Here is a 10,978-nt window from a genome sequence, read left to right as displayed (position 1 = left end):
GATCGCCATGGTCCTGACAAAGACCCCAAAGGCAGCCAGCGTATGAGCGGCTGCAGCCGCTTGCAACTCCTTACTAATGCAGTCACAAAACGCGCCCCTCTCAAAAACAAAACCCGCCGAAAAATATCGGCGGGTTTGTCAGCAGCCTGAGGCCGGGGAAACCCGGCCTTATCATTTTAAGCGGCGTGTGCTTTGCGGCTGTCATCGGGCGCTTCGGCCCGTTCATCAAGACCGTAGTCGCGAACCACGCTGGCGACCCGCAAGCGGTAGTTTTCAAAGACACCGCCACGACCCTGTGCCTGTGCAATGCGATGCGAGGGCAGGTTGCGCCATGCGCGGACGGCGTCTTCATCGCGCCAAAATGAGAGCGACAGCAGCTTGTCCGGCTCCACGAGGCTCTGGAAACGCTCGATTGAGATGAATCCATCGATGCGGCTGAGATCGTCCCGTAGGCCCGCCGCTATATCGAGATATTGTCCGCGCCGCTCATCATCGGCGGGCCAGACTTCAAAGATCACCGCGATCATGGTTTTACCAGCTCCGCATGAGGTCCCGATTGCGGCTTGAGGAACATGCGATCCTCAGATCGAATGAATTGCTCTCGGCGCGCAAATTCATAATTCTCGCGTCCGAGCGGATCGGCGGCAAGTCGCGCGCGATAGGCTTCATATGCGGCGAGGTTTTCCAGCGAATAAACGCCATAGGCCGTGGTAGCAGAGCCTTCATGCGGGCCGAAATAGCCGATCAGTTGCGCGCCGCAACGCGGAATGGCTTGGCCCCAATTGCGCGCATATTCGGCAAAAGCATCCGCTTTGAACGGGTCGATCTGGTAGCGGATGAAACAGGTGATCATGCGGGGTCTCCTTGATATGTATGCTTTCGATGGAAACACTGTAGCGGTTGAAATGCAGGCATAGTTCGGTTAGCATCGAAGTATGAAAGATGGACCGATCATAGCATCCGTCGCTGCTCTTCTCGGCGATCCGGCACGTGCAAACATGTTGACGGCGCTGATGGATGGACGCGCCTTGACCGTCAGCGAGCTGGCGTCTGCGGCGGGCGTCACCTTGCAGACTGCCAGCGGGCATCTGGCCAAGCTCGATGCGGCCAATCTGTTGATTGCTGAAAAGCAGGGGCGTCACCGTTATTTCCGCCTATCGGGCGCGGATGTGGCGCAGGTGCTGGAAGGGCTGATGGGCCTTGCCCAGCGAACGGGAGCGGTGCGCGTGCGCACGGGGCCGAAGGAGGAGGCATTGCGCAAGGCGCGCATCTGCTACGATCATCTGGCGGGCGAGCGCGGTGTTGAGATGCTCGATGCCGCGCACAGGCTTCGCCTCATCGATAATGCCGAAGAACCCGTGCTGACGGATGAGGGCAAATCGTTTTTCACCTGCCTGGGTGTGGACGTGGCAGGACTCGAACACGGCAAGAGACCGGTGTGCCGCCATTGTCTCGACTGGAGCGAACGGCGCAATCATCTGGGTGGTGCGCTTGGCGCGGCGCTTCTGAAGAATTTTATCGCGCGTGGTTGGGCCAGACGCGCCGAGGGGCGGGTGATCGCCTTTTCACCCACCGGCGCGCAAGCCTTCAAAAACGCGTTCTCAATTGAAGCGCAGCCGACTTGAAGTCGACACCTTAGCTCGCGGCCTTGACGGCAGCGTCATCCAGTTCAGCTGCACGTTTTGCGGCAGGACGGGCTTGCAGCCGTTCCCAATAGGCATCAAATGCCGGGCGGTGCGGCAAGCTTCCGAACATCATGCCCCAGCCTATATGAGAACCGACATAGACATCGGCTGCCGTGAAGCGATTGCCGGTAATATAGGGATGGCGCGATACCGCCTTTTCCAGCGTGGCGACGACGCTGTCGTAATTGCCATAGCCCATCATGCGCTCGCGCTCTGGCGGCACTTCAAAGCCCATGGAGCGATTTGATAGCGCCGCTTCCAGCGGCCCTGCGGCAAAAAACATCCAGCGATAGAAATCGGCGCGCTCGTCGGGATGGGGCGCAAGTCCTGCTTCCGGAAAGGTGACAGCCAGATAAGCGCAGACGGCTGCGGCTTCGGTGACGATAGCTTCGCCGTGGCGCAATGCGGGCACTTTGCCCATGGGGTTGACGGCACAAAATTCAGGGCCTTTCATCGGAGGGCCAAAATCGAGAATTTGAACGTCGTAGGGCTTGCCCGTCTCCTCCAGCATCCAGCGGGCGATACGTCCACGCGACATGGGATTGGTGAAAAGCGTCAGGTCAGCCATTTTATCCTCCTTGAATGGATGGATGCAGAATGCGCGTTTTCCCATATGAAGCAAATCAAAAAGAAAACGGCGGGAAAACCCGCCGTTTCGCATTCTTATGAAAGCTGCTGCTGATTAAGCAGCCATTGCCTTCTTGAGGTTTTCGTCGATCTTGTCGAGGAAGCCGGTGGTGGAGAGCCACGGCTGATCCGGACCGATCAGCAGCGCCAGATCCTTCGTCATGAAGCCGCTTTCCACGGTGTCCACGCAGACCTTTTCCAGCGTATCGGCAAAGCGCTTCAGCTCGGCATTGTCGTCGAGCTTGGCGCGATGTGCGAGACCACGGGTCCATGCGAAGATCGAAGCGATCGAGTTGGTCGAGGTTTCCTCGCCCTTCTGATGCTGGCGATAGTGACGGGTCACGGTGCCGTGTGCAGCTTCAGCTTCGACGGTCTTGCCATCCGGCGTCATCAGAACCGAGGTCATCAGGCCGAGCGAGCCAAAACCCTGAGCCACGATATCCGACTGAACGTCGCCGTCGTAGTTCTTACAAGCCCAGACATAACCGCCCGACCATTTGAGCGCCGAAGCGACCATGTCGTCGATAAGGCGATGTTCGTACCAGATCTTCGCTTCCTTGAACTTTTCGGCGAATTCGGTCTGGTAGACTTCTTCGAAGATGTCCTTGAAGCGACCGTCATAGGCCTTGAGAATGGTGTTCTTGGTCGAGAGATAGACCGGGTAGTTGCGCTGCAAGCCGTAGTTCAGCGAGGCGCGTGCGAATTCGCGGATCGATTCGTCGAGGTTGTACATGGCCATTGCCACGCCAGCCGCCGGAGCCTGATAGACTTCGTGTTCGATGGTTTCGCCGTCTTCACCGACGAACTTGATCGAAAGCGTGCCCTTGCCCGGGAACTTGAAATCGGTCGCGCGGTACTGGTCGCCGAATGCATGACGGCCAACAATGATCGGCTGGGTCCAGCCCGGCACGAGGCGCGGAACGTTCTTGCAGATGATCGGCTCGCGGAAGATCACGCCGCCGAGAATGTTGCGGATGGTGCCGTTTGGCGACTTCCACATCTTCTTGAGCTTGAATTCTTCAACGCGCGCTTCATCGGGGGTGATGGTTGCGCACTTTACGCCGACGCCGTGTTCCTTGATGGCGTTTGCTGCATCGATGGTGACCTGGTCATTGGTCGCATCGCGGTTTTCAACCGACAGATCGTAATATTTCAGATCGACGTCGAGATAGGGATGGATCAGCTTGTCCTTGATGAACTGCCAGATGATGCGGGTCATCTCGTCGCCGTCGAGTTCAACGACTGGGTTCGCAACCTTGATTTTTGCCATGGATGAAGCCTCTTTTTAAATGCGTCTTGAATGCGTTGGGCCCCTATAGCACCCGCAGGGAATAAGGCAAAGCTCTCAGGCCTCATTCTTTGGCCTATAGGTGAAATTGGCAGTCAAAAAATCGCGAAGGGCGGGGTCAGGCTGCGTGGTGCGTTGCCGGCTCGCTGTTGCGTGGCTTCTTCCAGCTCTCCTGCTGCTGGCGGTAATTTTCCTGTTCGCGCGCCAGAATGGCATCGGCGTCGAGCGCGGAAATGGCGGCTGCCTTGTCGGTCGGCACGAGGCCGTTCAGTTGCAGGGAAAGATAGCGCCCGCAGCAGACGCGCAGGAAAGAGGCGAAATTGTCGAGGTCGTGGCCTTCTTCGCGGGATTCGCCATAAAGCTTGCTGATCAGTCGGCTCACGCTGAGACCGTCGCGGGAAGCAACATCTTCCAGTGTCCACCAGAAGAAGTTTTCAAGCCTAACGCTGGTGACGACGCCATCAATGCGCAGTGAGCGTGTTACGCTCTGCCAGAGTTCTGGATTGGCACCGATGAACAATCTGCACATGATTTTCTCCCGGATAAAGCTCCGTGGATAGTGTTGCGCAATATGAAGCTGCCTGCAACCGGATGATGATTGCAGGCAATATCCATTATGCTCAAGCGTGCGTGATCTTGGTGCCGAGCACGGCGAGGAACTGCGATAGCCATGCCGGATGAGCGGGCCATGCGGGCGCGGTGACGAGGTTTCCGTCTGTTACGGCTTTATCGACGGGAATATCGGCATAGGTGCCACCGGCGAGTTCGACTTCCGGGCGGCAAGCCGGATAGGCTGAACAGGTGCGGCCTTCCAGCACGCGGGCGGCTGCAAGCAGCTGGGCGCCGTGGCAGACGGCGGCGACGGGTTTGTTTGCTTCGAAGAAGTGTTTTACGATCGCAATCACCTTGTCATCGAGCCGCAAATATTCCGGCCCGCGACCACCAGGAATGACCAGCGCGTCATAATTTTCAGCCTTCACATCGGCGAAACTGGCATTCAGCGTGAAATTATGGCCGGGCTTTTCCGAATAGGTCTGGTGACCTTCGAAATCGTGGATGGCGGTCGCGACCTGATCTCCCGCTTTCTTGCCGGGGCAAACCGCGTGAACCGTGTGGCCGACCGCAAGCAAGGTCTGGAACGGGACCATGGTTTCATAGTCTTCGCCGAAATCACCGCACAGCATGAGAATTTTTTTACCGGACATGGCTTCCTCCCTGAATCCTGATTTTCCGTACGGTTAATCTGGCATGGATGCGGCGAGGGCAGGTGTTATTCAGATACTACACCTGTTTTTTGCGGACGAACGTAAGGGGAATCTTTGCGAATTTACCTCAATTATGTCAGGGAAACGCCACGATTATATATATGACGGAAAGCATCATGGCAGGAACAGACAAGCAGCGCCCCTTTATCGCGGAAGGACCGGCAATCGTGCTGGTGGAGCCGCAATTGCCGGAGAACATCGGCATGGTGGCGCGTGCCATGGCGAATTTCGGTCTGGCTGAATTGCGGCTCGTCAATCCGCGTGAGGAGTTTCCCAGCGAAAAGGCGAGGGCCGCCGCCAGCAAGGCCGATCATGTCATCGACAATGCGGTGGTTTATGACGACCTGCCGTCGGCGATTGCCGATCTCAATTTCGTCTATGCCACCACGGCGCGTGAACGCGATGGCTTCAAGCAGGTGCGCAGCGCCGTCGAGGCCGGTAATGAATTGCGCACGCGTTTTCGAAGCGGCGAAAAGACGGGCATCCTCTTCGGTCGTGAACGCTTTGGTCTCAGCAATGAAGAGGTCGGGCTTGCCGATGAGTTGGTGACTTTTCCGGTCAATCCGGCCTTCGCCTCGCTCAATATCGCACAGGCCGTGCTGCTCATGTCCTATGAGTGGATGAAGTCCGGTCTCGAGACCGAGACGGAAACGGTTTTCCGTGGACCAGAGATGGAGCTTGCGCCGAAGCACGAATTGCAGGGCCTGTTCAACCATCTGGAAGAAGCCCTTGATGTCAGAGGCTATTTCCGGCCCGAAGCGCGCAAGGAAATTATGGTCAATAATCTGCGCGCCGTGCTGACGCGGGCCGGTTTCGCCTCAGCGGAATTGAAGCTCCTGCGCGGGGTTGTCACCTCGCTTGATGTGTTTACGCCCAAGAAGCCGCGTGGCTCCGGCGCGCCGGAAGGTCGCGCCCGCAAGCCCGCTCCAGAGGATAAGGCAGAATGAAAGACGCGCCCGTCGCCAGCTTTTCCGCTTCCGCAACAACCGACAACGAAAGACCTATATTGGTCTTCGACAGCGGTATCGGCGGTTTGACGGTGTTGCGCGAGGCGCGGGTGCTGATGCCGGACCGGCGTTTCGTCTATATCGCCGACGATGCCGGTTTTCCCTATGGCGGCTGGGAAGAAGAGGCGCTTCGGGCGCGTATCGTTGAACTGTTCGGCGGTTTCATCGCAACGCACAATCCTGAAATCGCGGTCATCGCCTGCAATACGGCCTCGACATTGGTGCTGGACGATTTGCGCCGCGCCTATCCATCGGTGCCTTTTGTGGGGACCGTGCCTGCGATCAAGCCCGCCGCCGAGCGCACATCGTCCGGGCTGGTTTCCGTGCTGGCGACGCCCGGCACGGTGAAGCGCGCTTATACCCGCGATCTCATCCAGTCTTTCGCCTCGCAATGCCATGTGCGGCTGGTCGGCGCTGATCGGCTGGCGAGCATTGCCGAGTCGCATATTCGCGGCGAGGAGATCGATGAAGCGCTGGTCGTGGAACAGATCGCGCCGTGCTTTATCGAGAAGGATGGCAACCGCACGGATATCGTGGTGCTTGCCTGCACCCACTATCCGTTTCTCGCCAATGTGTTCCGCCGTCTGGCACCATGGCCGGTGGATTGGCTCGATCCGGCGGAAGCGATTGCGCGCCGCACCGTATCGCTGCTGACGCCGCGCAAGGGCGATGTTGAATTGCATCACCACGACGATCTTGCGGTCTTCACCTCACAGAAGCCGGATTATGCCATCCGCAGGCTGATGCAGGGATTTGGGCTGCAATTCGCATAAGATATCATGCTTAAGGCCTTGTATTTTCCTGATCTTACGTGATCATGCTTGTGATCCGTCGATAAGGAAAAAGAGATGACCGGCACGATACCGCAGATCAAGCTTCCGTCAGGTCAGAACGTTCCAGCGCTGGGACAAGGCACCTGGTATATGGGTGAGAACGCCGGAGAGCGTCACCATGAGGTTGAGGCGCTTCGATACGGTATCGAGCTTGGCATGACGCTGATCGACACGGCGGAAATGTATGCCGATGGCGAAGCTGAGGAAGTTGTCGGCGAAGCCATAACAGGTCGCCGCGACGACGTGTTTCTGGTGAGCAAGGTTCTGCCCTATAACGCATCTCGGACTGGCACGATCGAGGCTTGCGAGCGCAGTCTGGAACGTTTCGGTACGGATCGCATCGATCTTTATCTCCTGCACTGGCGCGGGCGTCATCCGCTGGCTGAAACAATTGCTGCTTTCGAGGAATTGCAGCAGGCAGGCAAGATCGTCGCTTGGGGTGTCAGCAATTTTGATGCAGGCGATATGCAAGAGCTGTTCAGCGTCACGGGCGGTCAGGCTGTCGCGAGCAATCAGATTCTCTATAATCTCACACGGCGCGGGCCAGAATTCGACCTCATGCCCTGGTGCGGTCAGCATGGCATTCCGCTGATGGCCTATTCGCCTATCGAACAGGGCCGTTTGCTCGGCAATCGCGCTTTGGCGGAGATCGCTGCGGAATATAGCGTGACGCCTGCGGCGGTGGCGCTGGCATGGATCATGCGCAAGGGCAACGTGGTTGCTATTCCAAAATCATCGAACCTGCATCATGTTCGCGACAACAGAAAAGCCGCAGATTTGCGGCTTTCCGAAGAGCAATTGGCGCGTCTTGACCGCGCCTTTGCGCCGCCTTCGCGAAAAGTGGCGCTGGAGATGCTTTGAAATGGCTCTGTGATTGAATCAAAGAGCCGTTTTAAGCTGTTGTTTATAATCAATTTTCACAGGGTGTGGCTAGCGGGCGTCTTTCTTCGCCTGTTTGACACTTGCGGTCTTGCGGTTACGCCCGCGATCGGCAAGCCGCGTGAAAGTGCTGTACTTTTCATTTGGAACATTTCGCATACCGAAATGGGCATGACGCGTATTGAAGGTTTTGGCAGCCTTTTCGCTGGCGAGCTTTGCTGCAAGCGCTTTCTGGGCGTTGGCGATCAGATCGCTGGCAGCTGCCATCTGTTCACGGCGCTCGACTTCGCCATTGATGCGCGCCACGGCAGTCGCGAGAACGGCAACCTTCAGGTGAGAGCCTTCATCGGCCTTTGAAGCCGTCGCGCCACGGGCCGCCGATTTGCCGCGCATTTCACGGCGGCGCTGGTTGGCTTGATCGCGCGCCTTCTTGCGGCGCTCGCGGATCAGCTTTGCCAGTTGGGTGAGTTCCTCGTCGGACACTTCCTGCAAATGCGGATGCTGGGTCTTTTCCACCAGCTCCTTCTCTTCTGCATTAAGCGCGCGCGCCTGGTCCTTTCTGCTGACGGCCATGGGACATCCTTTCCTTGAAAAGCAATTTCCGCAAAAATCCCTATAGGGATATAGGCTCGGCTTTTGTCCGGGGAAGAGCGTAGTTGAAGTTTTCGTGTCACGCTTTTTATAGCGGTGTTCCTGCGGGCCGGCATGGAACTATTACGACCGATTTCCGTTATCCCGCAGTCGGAAAAAGCGCGGAGATCAGCATATGGAAATCGTCGAAACCCGCATCGGCTCGATAGGCGGCTTCAAGCTCTATACGGTCGAGTTTATTGCCGAGGGTGATGAAAAGGTATCCGTGATTTTTGAAAACGAAACCGGGGTGGAGTTGAATCGCGACGATGCCATTCGGCGTGCAGCAGCCAAGCTTGGTGCGGCGCTCGGCGTTGCGTCCATGGAATGTGGAATTGAACCCGACACCTTGCTGACGCGCCCCAGCGCAAGGCGGGCAGGTGACCGGGCCGAACTGGAACGTCAGCTGGAGGAAGGGCTGGAAGATACCTTTCCCGCGAGCGATCCGGTTTCGGTGACGAGTTCCGCGATACCGGCATCCGCGGACCCGAAGTCGTAAGGCGATACAAAGAGAAAAGCCGAAGCGTATGCTCCGGCTTTTCATGTTCATAAAATGAATCGCTTTTTTGATTTAACCCTTTGATAAATCAAAGATTGCGGCGTTTCCCTTCCAGAATGTCCAGAACGGCGCGTGCACAATCCAACACATTCGAGCCGGGGCCGAATACCGCTGCGACGCCGTGGTCGAACAGATATTGATAGTCCTGACGCGGCACCACTCCACCGCAAACCACGACGATGTTTTCCGCGCCTTTTGCTTTCAGCGTATCAACGAGCTGCGGCAGCAGGGTCTTGTGACCGGCAGCCAGCGACGACACCCCAATGACGTGCACTTTCGACTTGATGGCCATATCAGCCGCTTCGTCGGGTGTCTGGAATAATGGTCCGGCCAGAACTTCGAACCCGATATCGCCGAAAGCTGACGCGATGATCTTGGCGCCGCGGTCATGCCCGTCCTGTCCAAGCTTGGCGACCATTACCTTTGGCGTTTCGCCGCTCTGCTTGGAAAACTCCTCCAGCCGCGACACCAGCGTCTGATATTCAGGCTCGTCCTGATAGGCATCGCCATAGACCTTGCGGATGACTTTCGGTTCTGCGGCGTGGTCGCCAAAAGCGCGGCGCATGGCGTCGGAAATTTCGCCGACCGTGGCGCGAGCGCGGGATGCCTCGACGGCTGCGGCAAGAAGATTGCCTTCCCCGCTGGTCGCCACTTCTTCGAGAGCGGCGAGGGCGGCTTCGACCTTTGCCTTGTCGCGGGTCTGGCGAATGCGCTCGATGCGCGCGATCTGCGACTGACGCACGGCGGTATTGTCGATTTCGAGAATGTCGATCTCGTCTTCCTGTTCCAGCCGGAACTTGTTGACGCCGACAATGACTTCCTCGCCCTTGTCGATGGCAGCCTGACGCTTGGTGGCGGCTTCCTCGATCAGCCGCTTCGGCAGGCCGCTTTCGACGGCCTTGGTCATGCCGCCCAGTTCTTCCACTTCCTCGATCAACGCCCAGGCCTTCTCGGCCAGTTCGTTGGTCAGGCTTTCGATGTAATAGGAGCCGGCCAGCGGATCGACCACCTTGGTCACGCCGGTCTCGTTCTGGAGAATGAGCTGCGTGTTGCGGGCGATGCGAGCGGAAAATTCCGTCGGCAAAGCAATGGCTTCGTCGAAAGCGTTCGTGTGCAGCGATTGCGTGCCGCCAAGGGCGGCCGACATGGCCTCGAATGCCGTGCGCACGACATTGTTGTAGGGGTCCTGTTCCTGCAAAGACACGCCAGAGGTCTGGCAGTGGGTGCGCAGCATCAGGGAACCCGGCTTTTTCGGCTCGAATTCCTTCATGATGCGCGTCCAGAGAAGACGGGCTGCGCGCAGCTTGGCGATTTCCATGAAGAAATTCATGCCGATGGCGAAGAAGAACGATAGGCGACCGGCAAAGTCATCGACATTGAGGCCTTTTTGCAGGGCCGCACGCACATATTCGCGCCCGTCGGCCAGCGTGAAGGCCAGTTCCTGCACCAGCGTCGCGCCAGCTTCCTGCATGTGATAGCCGGAAATGGAAATCGAGTTGAACTTCGGCATTTCCGTCGCCGTATAGGCGATGATATCCGCAATGATCCGCATGGAGGGTTCGGGCGGATAAATATAGGTGTTGCGGACCATGAACTCCTTGAGAATGTCGTTCTGGATGGTGCCGGAAAGCAGGTCGCGAGAGACACCTTGTTCTTCGCCTGCAACGATGAAATTGGCGAGGATCGGGATCACCGCGCCATTCATGGTCATCGACACGGAAACCTTCTCAAGCGGGATACCATCGAAGAGGATTTTCATGTCTTCGACGGAGTCGATGGCCACGCCCGCCTTGCCGACATCGCCGACGACACGCGGATGGTCGCTGTCATAGCCGCGATGGGTGGCAAGGTCGAAGGCGACGGACACGCCCTGCTGTCCGGCGGCCAGCGCCTTGCGGTAGAAGGCGTTGGATGCCTCGGCGGTGGAGAAACCAGCATATTGGCGGATGGTCCACGGACGTCCGGCATACATGGTCGCGCGCGGGCCGCGCACGAACGGTTCGAAACCCGGCAGGCTGTCGAGATGGCCGACATTTTGCAGGTCGTCCGCCGTATAAAGCGGCTTCACGTCGATGCCTTCCGGCGTATGCCAGACAAGGCTATCCGCAGGGCGCTTCAGTTCCTTTTCGGCCAACGCTTCCCAATCCGCGCGGGTTTTCTGCGTCATTGGCTTATTCTCCATCCCATATCGTCCTCATGCCCAGC

13 protein-coding genes are annotated in these 10,978 nt (G+C 57.8%); 5 read left to right on the top strand and 8 right to left on the bottom strand.

Annotation, left to right across the window (positions count from 1 at the left end; genetic code table 11):
- Nucleotides 1–176 precede the first annotated feature (176 nt).
- Entirely contained in the window at nt 177–527 is a 351-nt protein-coding gene (locus tag HWD97_RS17890; RefSeq protein ID WP_109369208.1) for an antibiotic biosynthesis monooxygenase, read from the bottom strand.
- Nucleotides 524–853 (bottom strand): NIPSNAP family protein, encoded by a 330-nt coding sequence (locus tag HWD97_RS17885; protein WP_109369207.1) that lies wholly within the window; start codon nt 851–853, stop codon nt 524–526. Before HWD97_RS17885 ends, HWD97_RS17890 begins: the two co-directional genes overlap by 4 nt.
- Before the next feature lie 82 nt (nt 854–935).
- On the opposite strand from HWD97_RS17885, the gene HWD97_RS17880 reads away from it, so the two are divergent.
- Nucleotides 936–1,625, top strand: coding sequence for a helix-turn-helix transcriptional regulator (locus HWD97_RS17880; protein WP_109369206.1), 690 nt, complete (start codon nt 936–938; stop codon nt 1,623–1,625).
- A gap of 10 nt (nt 1,626–1,635) precedes the next feature.
- Here HWD97_RS17880 and HWD97_RS17875 read toward each other — a convergent pair whose 3' ends face one another.
- From HWD97_RS17875 to HWD97_RS17860, 4 genes are all read right to left on the bottom strand, one after another.
- Nucleotides 1,636–2,253 (bottom strand): glutathione S-transferase family protein, encoded by a 618-nt coding sequence (locus HWD97_RS17875; protein WP_109369205.1) that lies wholly within the window; start codon nt 2,251–2,253, stop codon nt 1,636–1,638.
- 114 nt (nt 2,254–2,367) lie between these two features.
- Nucleotides 2,368–3,582, bottom strand: a complete 1,215-nt coding sequence (locus HWD97_RS17870; RefSeq protein ID WP_109369204.1) for an NADP-dependent isocitrate dehydrogenase — start codon at nt 3,580–3,582, stop codon at nt 2,368–2,370.
- Nucleotides 3,583–3,718: 136 nt separating this feature from the next.
- The gene (locus HWD97_RS17865) at nt 3,719–4,129 is read right to left on the bottom strand and encodes a ribbon-helix-helix domain-containing protein (protein ID WP_109369203.1); all 411 of its coding nucleotides are present in this window, start codon (nt 4,127–4,129) and stop codon (nt 3,719–3,721) included.
- Between the two features lie 91 nt (nt 4,130–4,220).
- The gene (locus tag HWD97_RS17860) at nt 4,221–4,805 is read right to left on the bottom strand and encodes a DJ-1/PfpI family protein (RefSeq protein ID WP_109369202.1); all 585 of its coding nucleotides are present in this window, start codon (nt 4,803–4,805) and stop codon (nt 4,221–4,223) included.
- A 176-nt stretch (nt 4,806–4,981) separates the two neighbouring features.
- Here HWD97_RS17860 and HWD97_RS17855 point away from each other — a divergent pair, with 176 nt between their 5' ends.
- The 3 genes from HWD97_RS17855 to HWD97_RS17845 all read left to right on the top strand — a co-directional run bounded on the left by HWD97_RS17855 (nt 4,982) and on the right by HWD97_RS17845 (nt 7,566).
- Nucleotides 4,982–5,812: an RNA methyltransferase gene (locus HWD97_RS17855; protein WP_109370249.1), complete on the top strand. Its 831-nt coding sequence runs from the start codon at nt 4,982–4,984 to the stop codon at nt 5,810–5,812.
- On the top strand, nt 5,809–6,645 hold the full coding sequence (murI, locus tag HWD97_RS17850; RefSeq protein ID WP_109369201.1) for a glutamate racemase: 837 nt from the start codon (nt 5,809–5,811) through the stop codon (nt 6,643–6,645). Before HWD97_RS17855 ends, murI begins: the two co-directional genes overlap by 4 nt.
- Before the next feature lie 75 nt (nt 6,646–6,720).
- Nucleotides 6,721–7,566, top strand: a complete 846-nt coding sequence (locus HWD97_RS17845) for an aldo/keto reductase (protein WP_109369200.1) — start codon at nt 6,721–6,723, stop codon at nt 7,564–7,566.
- 69 nt (nt 7,567–7,635) lie between these two features.
- Here the strand turns inward: HWD97_RS17845 and HWD97_RS17840 are convergent, their stop codons facing one another.
- The gene (locus HWD97_RS17840) at nt 7,636–8,157 is read right to left on the bottom strand and encodes a hypothetical protein (protein WP_109369199.1); all 522 of its coding nucleotides are present in this window, start codon (nt 8,155–8,157) and stop codon (nt 7,636–7,638) included.
- A gap of 193 nt (nt 8,158–8,350) precedes the next feature.
- Between HWD97_RS17840 and HWD97_RS17835 the strand changes: the two genes are divergently transcribed.
- Entirely contained in the window at nt 8,351–8,713 is a 363-nt protein-coding gene (locus HWD97_RS17835; RefSeq protein WP_109369198.1) for a hypothetical protein, read from the top strand.
- Nucleotides 8,714–8,801: 88 nt separating this feature from the next.
- On the opposite strand, the gene scpA is transcribed toward HWD97_RS17835, so the two are convergent.
- Nucleotides 8,802–10,940 carry a methylmalonyl-CoA mutase gene (scpA, locus tag HWD97_RS17830; RefSeq protein WP_121536268.1) on the bottom strand — a complete coding sequence of 713 codons (2,139 nt, stop codon included), beginning with the start codon at nt 10,938–10,940 and terminating at the stop codon, nt 8,802–8,804.
- Nucleotides 10,941–10,978 lie beyond the last annotated feature (38 nt).

It is taken from the genome of Ochrobactrum sp. C6C9 (assembly GCF_022627935.1).
In the GTDB taxonomy this organism is placed as follows: Bacteria; Pseudomonadota; Alphaproteobacteria; order Rhizobiales; family Rhizobiaceae; genus Brucella; species Brucella teleogrylli.
Note: the sequence above shows the minus strand (reverse complement) of the source record. Positions and strands in the feature narration are given on the sequence as shown.

What these genes read in the sequence shown, in the direction of transcription:
- HWD97_RS17890 (WP_109369208.1), bottom strand. Translation starts at nt 527, where the DNA reads ATGATCGCGGTGATCTTTGAAGTCTGGCCCGCCGATGATGAGCGGCGC.
- HWD97_RS17885 (WP_109369207.1), bottom strand. Translation starts at nt 853, where the DNA reads ATGATCACCTGTTTCATCCGCTACCAGATCGACCCGTTCAAAGCGGAT.
- HWD97_RS17880 (WP_109369206.1), top strand. Translation starts at nt 936, where the DNA reads ATGAAAGATGGACCGATCATAGCATCCGTCGCTGCTCTTCTCGGCGAT.
- HWD97_RS17875 (WP_109369205.1), bottom strand. Translation starts at nt 2,253, where the DNA reads ATGGCTGACCTGACGCTTTTCACCAATCCCATGTCGCGTGGACGTATC.
- HWD97_RS17870 (WP_109369204.1), bottom strand. Translation starts at nt 3,582, where the DNA reads ATGGCAAAAATCAAGGTTGCGAACCCAGTCGTTGAACTCGACGGCGAC.
- HWD97_RS17865 (WP_109369203.1), bottom strand. Translation starts at nt 4,129, where the DNA reads ATGTGCAGATTGTTCATCGGTGCCAATCCAGAACTCTGGCAGAGCGTA.
- HWD97_RS17860 (WP_109369202.1), bottom strand. Translation starts at nt 4,805, where the DNA reads ATGTCCGGTAAAAAAATTCTCATGCTGTGCGGTGATTTCGGCGAAGAC.
- HWD97_RS17855 (WP_109370249.1), top strand. Translation starts at nt 4,982, where the DNA reads ATGGCAGGAACAGACAAGCAGCGCCCCTTTATCGCGGAAGGACCGGCA.
- murI (WP_109369201.1), top strand. Translation starts at nt 5,809, where the DNA reads ATGAAAGACGCGCCCGTCGCCAGCTTTTCCGCTTCCGCAACAACCGAC.
- HWD97_RS17845 (WP_109369200.1), top strand. Translation starts at nt 6,721, where the DNA reads ATGACCGGCACGATACCGCAGATCAAGCTTCCGTCAGGTCAGAACGTT.
- HWD97_RS17840 (WP_109369199.1), bottom strand. Translation starts at nt 8,157, where the DNA reads ATGGCCGTCAGCAGAAAGGACCAGGCGCGCGCGCTTAATGCAGAAGAG.
- HWD97_RS17835 (WP_109369198.1), top strand. Translation starts at nt 8,351, where the DNA reads ATGGAAATCGTCGAAACCCGCATCGGCTCGATAGGCGGCTTCAAGCTC.
- scpA (WP_121536268.1), bottom strand. Translation starts at nt 10,940, where the DNA reads ATGACGCAGAAAACCCGCGCGGATTGGGAAGCGTTGGCCGAAAAGGAA.